This window comes from Streptomyces sp. MMBL 11-1 (assembly GCF_028622875.1).
Lineage (GTDB): Bacteria > Actinomycetota > Actinomycetes > Streptomycetales > Streptomycetaceae > Streptomyces.
The window spans coordinates 168,467-183,812 of sequence record NZ_CP117709.1 but is presented as its reverse complement, the minus strand read 5'-3'; the positions used below and the strand labels follow the sequence as shown (position 1 = coordinate 183,812).

The window sequence follows — 15,346 nt, the reverse complement described above, 5'->3', positions numbered from 1 at the left end:
TTGGTAAGGGTAACCTAACTTGAATCGACCGCTCAGGAGGTGTCGAGCCGTCGACTTCTAATTAGGTTAGCCTCACCTTATGCATACGCCGCACACGGGGACCACGGCCTCGGCTCCCGAACATGACTCCGCGACCGTTCAGTTGGATGGAAGCGGAAGCGACCGGGTGGTGAAGGCCGTGCCCGCCGGGCGCGCGGAGGCATCCCGGAAAACCGGGCACGGAGCAACCCCGGACACCGGACGGCCCACCGCCCTGGCCGGGGAACCCCGCTCCACCGCCGACCCGCGGGGCCGGACCGTGGCGGCGGCCGTGGGCGGACTGGCCCTCGCCGTCCTGCTGTTGACGGCGCTCTCCCTCTCGATCGGCGCGGGCGAGGTCGGCCCCGGCGGCGTCCTGGACTACCTGCTGGGCCGGGACGGCGCACGCCACAATGCCCGGCTCTCCCTCGTCGTCGGCGACCTGCGCCTGCCGCGCACCTTCACCGCGCTGCTCGTCGGAGCCGCCCTGGGCGTCGCCGGGTGCCTCCTCCAGGCGGTCACCCGGAACCCGCTGGCCGAGACCGGACTGCTCGGCGTCAACGCGGGTGCCTCGCTCGGCGTCGTCGCCGGCATCGCACTCCTCGGCTTCGATTCCGGTTACGCCTATCTCGTCTGTGCGTTCGTCGGCGCGGTGGTCGCCAGCGGCCTCGTCCTCCTCATCTCCGGAAGGCGCGGCGGCGGCTCTCCCATGCGCCTGGTCCTCGCCGGAGCGGCACTCGGTGCGACCTTCGGCGGGCTCACCAGTGTCATTGTCGTCAACTCCGCGGAAACCTACGACAGATTCCGCTTCTGGGTCCTCGGCTCCCTCGCCGGGGTCGAGGGATTCGGTGAACTCGGCCGCCTCGCCCCGGTGCTCGCCCTCGGATTCCTCGTCGCCCTCCTGGTCGCCCGCCCGCTCTCCGCCCTCGCCCTCGGCGACGACCTGGCCCGCAGCCTCGGCCACCGGCCACCCGTGATCCGTACGGTCGTCGCCGTCGGAGTCACCCTCCTCACCGCCGCCGCCGTGGCGCTCGCGGGACCCATCTCCTTCCTCGGCCTGCTCGCCGGATTCCTCGCCCGCGCCCTGGCCGGCACCCGGCTCACGGCCCGGCTGCTGCTCGCCGGGCTCATCGGCGCCTGCGTCCTCACGGTCTCCGACATCGCCGCCCGCGTGGTCTCCCGGCCCTTCGAGGCGCCCGTCTCCGTCATCGTCGCCCTCATCGGAGCCCCCGTCCTCATCGCCATCGTCCGCTCCAGGCAGCTGGCCTCGATGGGCATGACGGAACCGGCCACCGAGGAGCGCGCCCCCGACCGCCCCCGCCGCTTCCGGATCGCCCTGCCCCGTCCCGCCCTCCGCACGCCGAGGACCAGGACGCTCCGGGTCCGCCCGGCCGACACCCTCGTCCTGCGGTGCGGCCCGCTGTCGCTGCTCGTCACGCGGCGCGCAGCGCTCTCCGCACTCGCCCTCACCGGTGCCCTGCTGCTCGCCGTCGTCCTCTCCGCGTACGCCGGCCAGAGCGACATGGGCGTCGGCCGCACCTTCCGCGCGGTGCTCGGCCAGGGCGACCGCTTCGACGTCCTGCTTGTGCGGGAGTTCCGCCTCGGCCGCATCGTCGCCGGACTCACCGCGGGCGCCGCCCTCGGCCTCGCGGGCTGCCTCACCCAGACCCTGGCCCGCAACCGCCTGGCCACCCCCGAACTCCTCGGCGTCAACGACGGGGCGACCGCCGCCGTCCTGCTCTCCGTCACCCTCAGCGCCACCGGCTCCTTCGGCGCCTGGTGGGCCGGACCGCTCGGCGCGCTCGCCGCCGTCATCGTCGTCACCACCGTGTCCGGAGGCCTCGGCCAACGCGGCTACCGCGTCCTCGTCGTCGGCCTCGCCATGTCCGCTCTGGCCTCAGCGGTGACCCAGGTCGTCCTGTCCCGCAGGTCCCTCTCCTCCGCGAGTTCGCTGTACGTATGGACCTCCGGCAGCCTCAACGGGCGCAGTTACTCCGTCGCCGTCCCCGTTCTCATCGGCCTCGCGCTCCTCGTCCCGGTCGCCCTCGCCGTCGCACGCCACCTGGGTGTCCTGCGCTTCGACGACTCGACCGCCTCCTCACTCGGCTCCGCCCCCGGCCGGGTCCGGGCCCTCTCCCTGCTCCTGGCCGTCGCCCTCGCGGGCCTCGCGGTCGGCATCTGCGGCCCCGTCGGCTTCGTGGCGCTGGCCTCCCCGGTCATCGCCTCCAGGCTCGCCGGCCCCCTGCGGGTACCGCTCGTCGGCTCGATGCTCACCGGGGCCGTCCTCGTGGTCGCCGCCGACACCCTCGGCCGCATCGCCTTCGACGGCGTCGAACTTCCCGTCGGCATCGTCACCACCGTCCTCGGGGGCCCGTTCCTGCTGTGGGTGCTGCTCGGCCGCTCCGCCGCCACCCGCGTGTGAAGGGCGGCCCGCACATGACCGGTTCACAGCACCGCGACCCGCCCACCCCTCCCGCCCCCGCGGGACCGACCGGAACCGAGGCGCACACCGTGCGAAGCCCCCTCCTGCGCAGACTCCTCGACGACGTGACCACGGGCAGCCCCGACGCCGAGGAGGCGTTCTGGAGCCACGTGGGCACCATCGGCACCCCGCTCGTCGAACCCGACCCCGAGGGCGACCCCGGCCACCGGCTCGTCACTTTCCTCCGCCGTGAGGACCCCGAGCGCCCCGCCACCCATGTCCTGGCCATCGTCCACACCGTCACCGACAGGGACCGGCACGCGGGCGACCTCGCCCCGCACCTGATGGAACGCGTCCGAGGCACCGGCGTCTGGGCCATCAGCCACCGGCTGCGGGCCGACCACCGCGCCTCGTACCAGTTCCACGCCACCGAGGGAACGCGCGAGGACGCGCTGCGCGCGGACCGGGCCGCCTGGCTCCGGGTCCTCGACCACGCCGAAGCCGACCCGTTCAACGACCGCGCCCCGCTGCCCTCCCGGGACGGCCGCAACCCCGCCTCCGTGCTCGAACTCCCCGAAGCCCCCGCCCAGTCATGTACCCGGCGGCGAGACGACGTGGACCGGGGGCAGACGCTCGACGCCGAGGTGGACGGCCGCCGGATCACGGTCCACCTGCCGCCCGGCCACAGCCCGGACGGCGGCCCATACGCCCTCGCCGTCCTCCTCGACGGCGAGATGTGGGGCCCGGTCCTCGGCATCGGCGACATCCTCGACAACCTCCACGCCGACGGGGACCTGCCCCCCACCGTGGCGGTCCTGGTCGACACCATGGGCCGGCGCATGGAGGACCTGGCCTGCAGCGCGCCGTTTGTCGACTGGCTGGCCGACACCTTGCTGCCCTGGGCCGGACGGGAGTACGGGGCGGGGGCCGACTCCGCACGGACCGTCGTCGCCGGACAGAGCGCGGGCGGCCTCACCGCCGCGTTCGCCGCCTTCCGACGCCCCGACCGCTTCGGCCTCGCCCTCTCCCAGTCCGGCTCCTTCTGGTGGCCCGACGACGAACGCGGCGGGGAATGGCTCACCGGGCAGTACGCCCGGGCGGAACGCAGACCGGTGACCCTCCACCTGGAGGTCGGCCTCCAGGAGTGGATGCTCCTCGCGGAGAACCGCAGACTCCGCAATGTGCTGCGCGCCCGCGGATACGACGTCCGCTACCGCGAGTTCAACGGCGGCCACGACTACGCCTGCTGGCGCGGCGGCCTCGCGGACGGCCTGGCGGAGCTGCTCGGCGGTCGCACAGCGGTGCCCCCGCGCCGTTGACCGGCGGGAAAGGAGGGCGGGGCGGCATCCTCCCCGGATGCCGCCCCGCCCCTCCTCTCTTCGCGCTCTCAGCCCTTGGCGCCCGGAGCCCCGGTCGCCGCCAGGCCCTCGCCGGGGCCGGGCCCCCCGTCCTCGTCGTCGAACGGCGGCGGCTGGGGGGCCTCGCGCGGCAGCCGCAGTGCGATCAGCGCCCCGACCGCGACGAGCGCCGCCGTCACCCAGACCGCGGTGCGGTACGGGCCCGGATCGGCGGCCCCCGTCCCGTGACCGCCGCCGATCACCGCCGCACAGGCGGCGATGCCCACCGCGCCGCCCAGCGTGCGGACGATCTGGAACAGGCCCATGGCCTGCCCCAGGTCGGGCGGCGCGATCGACCCGAACCCGGAGATCTGCACGGTGAGCACCGCCGTGCCGAGCACCAGGCCGATCAGGAACATCAGCCCGCGCACGGTCCACGCGTTCTCCGCGACCCCCGGCACGGCGAGCGTCGCGAAGACCGCGGCGGCGACCAGCAGCGCCGGTACGGTCAGCAGCCGCGGGCCGAGCCGCGGCAGCAACCGGTCCACCACCTGAGAGGCGAGCATCAGCCCGACCGCCTCCGGGAACACACTCAGCCCGGCATCGAGCGCAGACGCTCCCAGGCTCGCCTGGTAGAGCAGCGGGAAGACGAACAGCACGCCCATCAGCCCGGCGGCCGTCACCCCGGCCAGCGCGGAGGCCGGCCCGTACACCCGGTCGGTGAGCAGCCGCAGCCTCAGCAACGGCGTCCCCGCACGCATCTGGTGCAGGACGGCGGCCACCAACAGGACGGACCCCAGGGCCGCGCTCACGGCGACGGCCGGCCGGGTCCAGCCCTGCGAGGGGCCGAAGCCGAGTGCGTACGTCAGCAGCCCCAGCGCCGGAGTGGCCAGCCAGAAACCGACCGTGTCGAACCTCCCCTCCGGGCCCTCGACATGCTCCCGCAGACCGAGAACGCCCAGCAGTACGGCGGCCGCCCCGATCGGCACGTTCACGAAGAACAGCCAGTGCCAGGAGAGGTGTTCGGTGAGCAGGCCGCCCAGCGGCGGACCGAGCGCCGGCATCAGCGCCGTCGGCACGATCAGCACCTTGGCCAGCTTCATCCGCTCGTGCGGCGGGAACGCCCGGAACAGCAACGTCATCCCGACCGGTGTCAACAACCCGCCCGCCAGGCCCTGTACAGCACGGGCGACCACGAGCGTGGTGAGGTCCGGAGCCAGTCCGCAGACCGCGGAGGCGACCGTGAACGCGGTCAGCGCGCCGAGGAACACCCGCTTCGTTCCCCACCGGTCACCCAGCCACCCCGCCACCGGCAGGCCCACCGCGAGCGCGACGAGGAAGGCCGTCTCCACGGTGTTCGCCGCCGACAGCGGACGCCCGAAGTCACCCGCGATCGTGTAGAGCGCCGGGTTCACGATCGTCGAGTCCAGGCCGTTCATGCACATCGCGGCCGTGTAGACGAGGACGACCGCGACCCGGGGACGTATCCGGGGCCGGATCAGCAGTCCGCTCACCGGGCGGAGCCGGGGACGGGACCGGCCCAGTGCGCGGAGATCCAGTCCAGCGCCTCCTGTCGCGCGCACGGGCCGTGCGCCGTCGACCAGCCCTCGGGCACCGCGGCGAACAGCGGCCACAGCGAGTGCTGCCCCTCCGCGTTGGTCAGGACGAGGAACTCCCCTTCGCCGTCGAAGGGGTTGGCGGATGCGTCGCTCATCGGTGTCACTTCTCCAGCTCGGTCAGTCGGTCGGCGACCACGCGCGCGATGTGCGCGATCGGCTCGGGCAGGGTCATGTCCTTGTGGGAGCAGGCGACGTTCGTGTTGTCGACGCGCCCGCTCACGTACGGGGCCCAGGTGTCCGGCGTCAGGGTGTCGTCGATGGTGTCCACCGTGGCCCGGAAGAACAGCACATCGCCCCGGAACACCCGGTGGTCGTAGGCCCGTACGAGGTCGTTGGTGTTGAGGTACACCTCGCCGAGCGCCTCGATCCTCGCGGCGGGGAGCGCCGCCAGCGGGGAGCCCTCGCGGCGCAGCACCTCCACGACGTTCGCCGTGTTCAGCTCCCTGTCTCCGAGGCTCTCGGGGCCGTAACCACCCATGGTGAGCAGCGATTCGAGGGCCTCGGCCCGGTCGGGAACCGGAAGGTCGCGGAAACCCTCGGCGGGGTAGGCGTCCAGGATCGCCAGCAACTCCACCTCCTGGCCGCCCTCTTGCAGGACCGCCGCGATCGCGTGCGCGATGATGCCGCCGGTCGACCAGCCGAGCAGCCGGTACGGCCCCTCCGGCTGGACCTCGCGGATCCGGGAGGCGTAGTGCGTGGCCAGCTCCTCCAGCGTGGTCGGCAGAGGCTCGTCCGCCGTCGCCCCGCCGACGCCCTGGGCCTGGAGCCCGTAGATCGGCACATCGACCGGTAGATGGCGGATCAGGCCCGCGTAGCACCAGCTGAGACCGCCCGCCGGGTGCACACAGTGGACCGGTGCGCGATCGCCGGGACGGGCGGGCCGCAGCGGAAGCAGCACATCGAGCGGGTCCTCCTCGCGCGAGACGTCCAGCGCCGCGTCCAGCGCGGCGGGCGTCGGGGCCTGGAACACCGTGCCGATCGACACCTCGATGCCGAACGCCGACCTGATCCGGCCGGCGAGGCGCACCGCGAGCAGCGAATGGCCGCCCAGGTCGAAGAAGTTGTCCTCCACCCCGGCGGACGGCAGCCCCAGCACCTCCGCGAAGACCGCGCAGAGCTGCTCCTCGCGTACCGTGCGCGGCGCGCGGCCACCGGCGCTCACCGGAGCGCCCGGCGCCGGCAGCGCCTTGCGGTCCAGCTTGCCGTTGCCGGTCAGCGGCAGCCGCTCCAGGACCACCACCGCCGAGGGCGTCATGTGCACCGGCAGCATGGCGGCGGCGTGCTCGCGCAGGGCCGCCGACACCGGGTCGGAGCCGGGCGCGGGGACGACGTAACCGACCAGCCGCTTGTCGCCGGGCATGTCCTCACGGACCACGACCGCCACATCCGCGACTTCCGGATGTGCGGCCAACACCGCCTCGATCTCCCCGAGTTCGATACGGAACCCGCGGATCTTGACCTGTTGGTCGCTCCGGCCGAAGTACTCCAGCGTGCCGTCCACGCGCCGCCGGGCGAGGTCGCCCGAGCGGTACATCCGCCGGCCGCTCTCCCCGAAGAGACGCGCGAACGGATCGGCGACGAAGCGCCCGGCCGTCAGGTCCGGACGGCCCAGATAGCCGAGCGCCACCCCCTCACCGGCGACATACATCTCGCCGGTGACCCCCGGCGGCACCGGCTGCAGGCGGTCGTCCAGCACATAGACGCGCAGATCGGGAATGTTCACCCCGATGGCGCTGGAGACCGCGGCGGCGGCGGTCGCCCGGTCCAGCGCCAGATGGGAGACATGGACGGTCGTCTCGGTGATGCCGTACATGTTGACGAGCGTCGGCGCGTTCTCCTGGTGGCGGGTGTACCAGTCCGCGAGCCGCCCCAGCTCCAGCGCCTCGCCGCCGAACACCACGTACCGCAGAGCCAGTTCGCGTCCCGGAGCCTCCCGGTCGGCGGCGGCCAGCTGGTAGAAGGCGGACGGCGTCTGGTTGAGGACGGTCACCCCCTCGTCCGCCAGCAGCCGCAGGAACGCCCGCGGGTCCCGGCTGGTCGCGTACGGGACGACGACGACGCGCCCGCCGTACAACAGCGCACCCCACAGCTCCCACACCGAGAAGTCGAAGGCGTAGGAGTGGAACAGCGTCCACACGTCGTCGGGCCCGAACGAGAACCAGTGTTCGGTGGCCGTCAGCAGCCGCGTCACGTTGTGCTGGGTGACCACGACTCCCTTCGGGCGGCCGGTGGACCCCGAGGTGTAGATGACGTACGCCGGGTCATCAGGGCCCAGCGGCCGGGTGCGGTCCGCCTGGCCGAGGGGTCCGTCCGGGAAGCCGGCAGCCTCGTCGACCGTGATCAGCGGCAGCTCGTGCGCGGGCAGCAGTCCGGCGGTCGCGGCGTCGGTGATCAGCGCCGCCGGACGGGCGTCGTCCAGCATGTACGCGAGCCGGTCCGCCGGGTAGTCCGGGTCCATCGGCAGATACGCCGCCCCGGCCAGCGACACCGCGAGCAGCCCGGCCACCAGGTCCGTGGAGCGCGGTAGCGCGAGCGCCACGATCGAACCGGGACCGATTCCCCGGCCGGCCAGCAGCCGTGCCAGGGACCGGGCCCGGGAGGACAGTTCGGCGTACGTCAGCGACGCGTTCCCACAGCTCACCGCCGTCCGGTCCGGGTGGCGGCGCGCCGCCACCCCGTAGACCTCGGCGAGGGTGAGCGGCACCGTCCGGTCGTGGTGGACGCCGTTGGCCCCGACCACGGCACGGTGGATCTCGGCCTCGTCGAGGACCGGCAGCAGGCCGACCGGGGTCCCGGGCCGCCGGGCCGCCGCGGAGAGGAGCCGGGACAGCCGGTCCGCGAGGGCCTGGGCGGTCGACCGGTCGAAGAGGTCGGTGCGGAACTCCAGGAAGCCCCCGATCCCGCCGCCGGGCAGTTCGCCCGCGTTCAGGGTCAGGTCGAACTTCGCGGTGCCGGACGGCACGGCGGTCAGCCGGGCAGTGGTGTCCGGGCCGAGGGAGACGGGTCCGTCCGGCAGCGACTGCCAGGCCAGCATGGTCTGGAACAGTGGATGCCGGGCCAGTGAACGCGGCGGGTTCAGCGCCTCGACGAGGTGGTCGAAGGGCAGCGCGTCGTGCTCGTACGCGGCGAGCGTGACCGTCCGTACCCGGTCCAGCAGATCGCCGAAGGAGGGGTCGCCGGAGGTGTCGGTGCGCAGGACCACGGTGTTGGTGAAGAAGCCGACGAGCCCGGCGGTGGCATCGTCGTCGCGGCCCGCGACGGGGGTACCGACGGGGATATCGGTGCCGCAGCCGTGCCGGGTCAGCAGGGCCGCGAGCCCGGCCTGCACCGTCATGAACACGGTCGCCCCGTGCGCCCGTGCGAGCCGGCGCAGCGCCTCGTGCGTGGTGGCGTCCAGGGCGAAGGGCACGGTGTCGCCCGCAGAGGTGGCCACGGGCGGCCGGGGCCGGTCGGTGGGCAGCTCCAGCTGGTCCGGCAGCCCGGCGAGCGCGTCGCGCCAGTGCGCGAGCTGGGCCTCGGCGAGCGGGGTCGGCTCGGCGGGGGTGCCCAGGAGCCGCTGGAGCCGGGCCGCGTGGTCCACGTACTGGCCGCTCAGTGGGGTGAACTCCGGTGCGCGGCCCCGGGCGCGGGCGGTGTAGGCGACGGCCAGGTCCCGCGCGAGGGGAGTGGTGGAGGCTCCGTCGCCCGCGATGTGGTGCAGCAGGAGAAGCAGGGTGTGGTGGTCGGGCGACTCGCTGAACAGGACCGTGCGCAGCGGCGGTTCGGTGGCGAGGTCGAAGTGGTGGCGCACGGCCTCGGTGAGATCGCTGCCCGGCTCCGCCAGGTGCAGCACCGGGCGGGCGGCCGGGTCGTCGGGGGCGAGGATCCGCTGGTGGGGCATGTCGTGCGAGGCGCCCGCGCCCTCGCCGTCGGCGGTGGCGACGGGGGCGTTGTCAGTGGACGGGTATACCGTCCGTAGTGTCTCGTGACGCTCCGCCAGGTCGTACAGGGCGAGCTGGAGCGTGTCGCGGTCGACCGGACCGTTGACGTTCAGGACGAGCGGGATGTTGTAGGTGGGGCTGGGGCCTTCGAGGCGGTGGAGGAACCACAGCCGCTGCTGGGCCGGGGACAGGGGGAGGGGGCCGGTGCGAGGTACGGGGGAGAGCGGGACGGACGCGGTGGCCGCGCCGCCGCGCGTGCGGACCAGTGCCGCCAGGGCGGCGGGCGTGGTGTGGCGGAAGACGTCGGCGATGCCCATCGGCACGCCGAAGTGCTCCCGCACGCGGGCGGCCAGCCGGGCGGCGAGCAGCGAATGCCCGCCGAGGTCGAGGAAGCCCGCGTCGGCGGCCGGGGGTTCGGCGATACCGAGCACGTCGGCGAAGAGCCCGCGCACGATCTCGGCGTGCGGCCCGCCGCCGGCGCCGTCCGGGCCACCCGCTACGGGCGGGAGAGGTTCGGGATCGGGCAGCGCGCGGTGGTCGAGCTTGTCGTTCGCGGTACGGGGCAGCGCGTCCAGGAGCGTCACGGTCGCGGGGACCATGTGCTCGGGCAGGGCTCCGGCCAGGTGGTCGCGGAGCTCGGCGGGGGTGAGCGGCGCGCTGGCGGCGGCCGGCGTGCCCTCGGGCCCCGCCGGGAGGGCGTTCCTCTCCTTTGCCGGGACCGCGTAGGCCAGCAGCCGCTTGCCGTGACCGGTGTCGCGGGCGATGACCGCTGCCGCCGCGACCCGCGGGTGCGCGGCCAGCCGTGCCTGGATCTCACCGAGTTCGATCCGGAAGCCGCGGATCTTCACCTGGTCGTCGCCGCGCCCCAGGAACTCCAGCGTGTGGTCCTCGCGGCGACGCACCAGGTCGCCGGTGCGGTACATCCGGCCCCCGGGAGCGCCGTTCGGCGCGCCGAACGGGTCGGCGACGAACCGCTCGGCCGTCAGGTCGGGGCGGCCCAGATAGCCGAGGGCCAGGCAGGCCCCCGCGACGTACAGTTCCCCCGTCACGCCGACGGGCACGGGACGGAGGGAGGAGTCCAGGACGTAGACGCGTGAGCCGCGTACGGGGCGGCCGTCGGGCCGGGCGGCCGAGGACCCGGGCACCCAGTAGTACGCGTCGACCGTCGTCTCGGTCGGCCCGTAGAGGTTGACCGGGTGCACGGACCCGGCCTCGGTCAGCCGTTCCCACAACGGCGGGGGGACGGTCTCCCCGCCGACCACCAGATGGGCCGGGTGGTGGCGGCCCTCGTCCAGCAGGCCTTCGGCGATGAGCGCTTCGGCGTAGGAGGGGGTGACGTCGAGATAGTCGACCAGATGCCTGTCGACGTACGCGGTGAGCGCCGCGGGATCCCGGTAGGCGGCGTCGTCCAGCAGGTGCAGCTCGTGCCCGTGGACCATCCACAGCAGCGGGTCCCAGGACGCGTCGAAGGCGAACGAGGCGCTGTGCGTGACCCGGAGACGTTCCCGGCCGGCCCGGGCGACGGCCGGGGCGATGTGGTCCGTGCCGTGCCCGGCGCAGAGGTTGGCGAGCGAGGCGTGGCCGACGAGGACGCCTTTGGGACGGCCCGTGGAACCGGAGGTGTGGATGAGGTAGGCGGGGTCCGCGAGCGTCGGCCCGGTGGGCAGCGGCCCGTCGGGGCAGGCGGCCAGGGCGTCGGCCGTGGCGGGAGCATCGAGCGCGACGGCCGGCAACCCGTGGTCGGGCAGCGAGGCGAGCGTGGCGGCTGTGCCGATCACGCACATCGGCCGCGCGTCCTCCAGGACGGCCAGGGTCCGGGCGGCGGGATGGCCGAGGTCCAACGGCTGGCAGACCAGGCCCGCCTTGAGCACGGCCAGCAGTGCGACGACCATGTCGGCGGTCCGCGGCAGCGCGAGGGCCACCGTGCCGCGCCTCCCTTCGCCTGCGGCGCGAGCGCCGGTGCCGGCCAGCAGGTGGGCCAGTCGGTCGGAGACGGCGTCCAGCTCGGCGAACGTGAGCCGGACCCCGGGCTCGGCGGCCTCATCCGAGCCCGCAGATGTGTCCGTAGCGGATATCGCCCCCCGGAAGGTGCCGGCCACCGTGGAGCGCACGGCGACGGCGTCCGGCGTCCGGGCCGCTTGCGCGGTGAACGAACGGGGAAGGGGGAGCGGGGCGGCGGGCTCGGAGCGGCCGTACGTCATGGCCTCGCGCACCTGGTCGCCGGGGAGCAGGTCCAGGGTGCCGATCGCGCGGTCCGGGTCGGTCAGCAGCAGTTCGGTCAGGCCGTCCAGGTAGTGCAGCCAGGTGTCCTCGTGGGCGGCGAGGTCCTCCGGCCCGTACGCCGCGGGGTCGGCGTCCAGGGTGAGCCGCAGGCCACCGCCCGGGCCGGGGGCCGCGCCGACCGCGAGGCCTTCCACCGGTCCGGCGGCGAGATTGCGCACGGTGCCCGTGGCCCCGGCGAAGTCCAGGCCGCCGTCGAACGGCCTGATGTTGACCATCGGACCGGTCAGCGGGATGTCGGCCGACTCAAGGGCCAGGTCGCGCCGCAGGTCGGCCTGCGGATAGCGCTGGTGGCGGCGGACCGCGCGGATCTCCAGCACCACGCGGCGCAGCAGTTCGGCTCCGGTGTCACCCGGGCGCACGGAGATCCGCAGCGGCAGCACGTTCACGGTCATGGCCGGGGTCCGCAGCGCCGCCGGACCCCGGCGGTTGGTCAACGGCAGGCCCAGCACGACGTCCTCGGCACCGGTGAGCCGGTGCAGATGACCGGCGGTCGCGGCCACCACCAGCTCGGCCCACGTCGCCTTCGCCACGCGCGCCGCACCGGACAGCCGCTGAAGGGACTCGGCGGGGAGGCCGGTGGTCCGGTGGACCGGGCCGTCACCCGACGGGTCCGACGGGGCGGGGGAGCGAGGGAGCGGGATGACGGAGGAGCCCGCCGTGCGCGCGGCCCAGAAGACCCGGTCCGCCGTGTACTCCTCCCCGGCCAGATAGGCGGCCTCCTGCTCGGTCAGCTCGCTCAGCGGCGCGAACCGGCTCTCGGGCAGCGGCTGTCCGGCCACCAGGGCCCGGTAGAGCTCGGCGACGCGCTGCCCGATGAGGGACAGCGCGTAGGCGTCGACGGCTATGTGGTGCACGCGCTGGTACCACAGGTGGCGTCCCTCGCCGATCCGGATGAGGGCCTGCGTCATCAGCGCGCCGTCGACGGAGAGATCAACCGGCCGGGCCAGGTCCTCCCGCATCCACGCCTCGGCCTGCTCCTCCGTCAACTCCAGTCGCCGCACCACGGGTCGGGCGGCGGGAGCGATCCGCTGCACCGGTACGCCGTCGGCCTCGTACACCCGCAGGGCAAGGGTCTCCGCCTCACCGACCGTCCGTCTCAGCGCCTCCGCGAACAGGTCCCCGTCCAGCGGCCCGTCGATCTCCACACAGTCCGCGGTGTTCAGCTCGGTGCCGAGAGGGGCCAGCTGGTGCGCGTAGTAGATGCCCGACTGGGCGGTCAGGAGGGGGAGTCCGGGGGATGGCGCGCCGTCGGGGTGCGCTGCCGAAGAGCTGGTCGGGCGGTTCGGACGCTCATGCATGGGTGTGACGACTCCCCTGAAGGACAACGGACACCGGGCCCACGGGCTCGGCGAGCACTTAGGTAAGGCTAAGTTAACCTACCTTTGACTGTGCAGGCGACCGCCCCGGGGCGGTCCAGAACGCAAGGAGAGCCCATGACCGTTCCCGCAGCCCCACGCCCCGGGACGCGCCCCGGGACCCGGGCCGACGAGCAGGCCGACGAGCGGATCCGTGCCCTCAGGGCCGCCGTGCGGGAGACGGTCCGCTCCAGCGCCCCGGCCCTGCTCGGCCTGAGCCGACGTCTGCACGCCGAACCCGAGACCGCGTTCGAGGAGCACAAGGCCGCCGCCCTCTGCCATGAACTCCTCGCCTCGCACGGCTTCGAGGTCACCGCACCCGCGCACGGTCTGGACACGGCGTTCAGCGCCACGACCGGCTCCGGCCCCGTCACCGTGGCCATCGCCTGCGAGTACGACGCCCTGCCGGGACTGGGACATGCCTGCGGGCACAACCTCATCGCCGCGGCCGGAGTGGGCGCGGCCCTCGGACTCGCTCCGTACGCGGACGAACTCGGCCTGACCGTCCGGGTCATCGGCACTCCCGCCGAGGAGCGGGGTGCGGGCAAGGCGCTGCTGCTGGAGGCCGGCGCGTTCGACGGGGCCGACGCCGCGATGATGGTGCACCCCTGCCCCTTCGAGATGGCAGACTTCCGCTCCTTCGCGCTCGGCACCCTCGACGTCGTCTACACCGGCCGCGCCGCGCACCCCAGCCTCAATCCTCACGAGGGCCGCAACGCCGCCGACGCGCTGACCGTCGCCCAGGTCGCCCTCGGCCTCCTGCGCCAGCAACTGCCCCCGCAGTGGCGGGTGCACGGCATCACCACCGCCGCCGGGACCGCGCCCAACGCGATACCCGACCGGGCCACCGCCACGTACGAGATCCGGGCGCTGGCCGCCGAGGACCTGCGCGAACTGCGACAGCGGGTCGAGGACTGCTTCCGTGCCGGGGCGCTCGCCACCGGCTGCGAAGTGACCCTGGAGCGGCCCGAGCCCGACTACCTCGACTTCCGGGGCGACCCGGAGCTGATCCGGCTCTGGACCGCCAACGCCCGCGAGCTGGGCCGCTCCGAACCCGTCGAGCGCCCGCCGTTCGCCTGTACCGACATGGGCAACGTCTCGCACGTGGTGCCGTCCATCCACCCGGTGCTCGACATCAGCGGCGGGGCCTGTGGCCCGCACGAGGCGGCGTTCGCCGAGGCGGCGGTCTCCCCGGCGGCCGAACAGGCCCTGCTCGACGGGGCGGTGGGCATGGCTTGGACGGCTGCCGACTTCGCGGCTTCCCGGGTCCCGGGCCGGCCGTCCGCCTGACGGGGCCGGCCGGGCCTCCGGAAGCCGTGCGGCCCGGGCCGGAACCGCCGGTCCGGGCCGCACGACGCGGGAGTCACCCGGAGGTCACTCGGCCGAGAGCGCCTCGACGTAGTCGTTCAGGACGACGCCCGCCGCGAGCGGGCCACCGCGGGTGGACCACACCGAGCCGTCGACGGTCACCGCGTGACCGTTCTTGACGGCGTCCAGCTCCTTGTAGGCCGGCTTGGACTGGACGTCCTTGAGCGCCTTTTCGCCGTCCGAGGTGAGCGTCGACAGGAACAGCCAGTCGCCGTCGATCTCGTCGATCTTCTCCAGGCTCAGCGACGGCGTGTGCGCGTTGCCGTCCTTGTTCTGGGACGAGGGCCGCTTCAGTCCCATCTCCAGGGCGACACCGCTGGCGAACTGCTTGTTCTCCATCCAGCTCGGGCCGTCCGGGTTCCAGCGGACGATCGACACCTCGGCGCCCTTGTGTGCGCCGAGCTTCTCCCCGGCGGCCTTGGCGGCGGCCTCGTGGCCGGTGATGAACTTGTTCGCGTCGTCGAGCTTGTTGACGGCGTTGCCGACACCCCGGAAGAACAGCTTCCAGTCGTCGGCCGGCGCCATCGTCACCAGCGTGGCGGGGGTGATCTCCCGCAACTGCTTCAGCACCTGCTCGTCCTGCATGTCGCCGGCGAGGATCAGGTCGGGCTTCGCGGCGACGACCTTGTCCATGACCGGCTGGAGCAGGTTGCCCACGACGTCGATGCCCTCGACCTTGTCGGCAAGGTAGGCCGGCGGCTTGTCGAGGCCCTGCCCGTTGGTGATGCCGACCGGCTTGATGTCCAACGCCAGTACGGCGTCCAGGTCTTCCTGGGTCAGGGTGACGATGCGCTTCGGCTCCGCCGGTATCTCCACCGCCTTGCCGGTGGCGTCCTTGACCGTGCGGGTCGCGGAGGAGGTGTCCGCCTTGCCGGCCTTGTCCCCGGAGGACTTGCCCGATTCGGAGTCCGTTCCGCAGGCCGTCAGGAGCAGGGCGGCGGCGCCGAGCGTGGCGACGGCGCGTGCCGCTCTTCGGGCGGCGGTGCGGGTGGGGCGGTGGTGCAGGATCATCAAGGGCTCCGGG

The 15,346-nt window shown here is 73.7% G+C and carries 7 protein-coding genes; 3 read left to right on the top strand and 4 right to left on the bottom strand.

Going from position 1 to position 15,346, the window contains the following annotated elements:
• The first annotated feature begins 79 nt into the window (after positions 1–79).
• Together fhuB and fes are read left to right on the top strand one after the other, a co-directional pair.
• Entirely contained in the window at positions 80–2,440 is a 2,361-nt protein-coding gene (gene fhuB / locus PSQ21_RS00795) for a Fe(3+)-hydroxamate ABC transporter permease FhuB (RefSeq protein ID WP_274028408.1), read from the top strand.
• A gap of 14 nt (positions 2,441–2,454) precedes the next feature.
• Positions 2,455–3,759, top strand: a complete 1,305-nt coding sequence (gene fes, locus PSQ21_RS00790) for an enterochelin esterase (protein WP_274028407.1) — start codon at positions 2,455–2,457, stop codon at positions 3,757–3,759.
• Between the two features lie 68 nt (positions 3,760–3,827).
• Here the strand turns inward: fes and PSQ21_RS00785 are convergent, their stop codons facing one another.
• Genes PSQ21_RS00785 through PSQ21_RS00775 form a run of 3 tightly spaced genes read right to left on the bottom strand, consistent with a single transcriptional unit; the run spans position 3,828 to position 12,897 of the window.
• Positions 3,828–5,291: a DHA2 family efflux MFS transporter permease subunit gene (locus tag PSQ21_RS00785; protein WP_274028406.1), complete on the bottom strand. Its 1,464-nt coding sequence runs from the start codon at positions 5,289–5,291 to the stop codon at positions 3,828–3,830.
• The gene (locus PSQ21_RS00780; protein ID WP_274028405.1) at positions 5,288–5,491 is read right to left on the bottom strand and encodes an MbtH family protein; all 204 of its coding nucleotides are present in this window, start codon (positions 5,489–5,491) and stop codon (positions 5,288–5,290) included. Before PSQ21_RS00780 ends, PSQ21_RS00785 begins: the two co-directional genes overlap by 4 nt.
• 5 nt (positions 5,492–5,496) lie before the next feature.
• Positions 5,497–12,897, bottom strand: a complete 7,401-nt coding sequence (locus tag PSQ21_RS00775) for an amino acid adenylation domain-containing protein (protein ID WP_274028404.1) — start codon at positions 12,895–12,897, stop codon at positions 5,497–5,499.
• A gap of 135 nt (positions 12,898–13,032) precedes the next feature.
• Here PSQ21_RS00775 and PSQ21_RS00770 point away from each other — a divergent pair, with 135 nt between their 5' ends.
• A complete protein-coding gene (locus PSQ21_RS00770; RefSeq protein ID WP_274028403.1) occupies positions 13,033–14,244 on the top strand; it encodes an amidohydrolase in 1,212 nt (403 codons plus the stop codon).
• Between the two features lie 84 nt (positions 14,245–14,328).
• Here PSQ21_RS00770 and PSQ21_RS00765 read toward each other — a convergent pair whose 3' ends face one another.
• Positions 14,329–15,333: an ABC transporter substrate-binding protein gene (locus tag PSQ21_RS00765; protein WP_274028402.1), complete on the bottom strand. Its 1,005-nt coding sequence runs from the start codon at positions 15,331–15,333 to the stop codon at positions 14,329–14,331.
• Positions 15,334–15,346: the final 13 nt, after the last annotated feature.

Coding starts and splice junctions, on each gene's coding strand:
- fhuB (WP_274028408.1), top strand. CDS start 80: ATGCATACGCCGCACACGGGGACCACGGCCTCGGCTCCCGAACATGAC.
- fes (WP_274028407.1), top strand. CDS start 2,455: ATGACCGGTTCACAGCACCGCGACCCGCCCACCCCTCCCGCCCCCGCG.
- PSQ21_RS00780 (WP_274028405.1), bottom strand. CDS start 5,491: ATGAGCGACGCATCCGCCAACCCCTTCGACGGCGAAGGGGAGTTCCTC.
- PSQ21_RS00775 (WP_274028404.1), bottom strand. CDS start 12,897: ATGCATGAGCGTCCGAACCGCCCGACCAGCTCTTCGGCAGCGCACCCC.
- PSQ21_RS00770 (WP_274028403.1), top strand. CDS start 13,033: ATGACCGTTCCCGCAGCCCCACGCCCCGGGACGCGCCCCGGGACCCGG.
- PSQ21_RS00765 (WP_274028402.1), bottom strand. CDS start 15,333: ATGATCCTGCACCACCGCCCCACCCGCACCGCCGCCCGAAGAGCGGCA.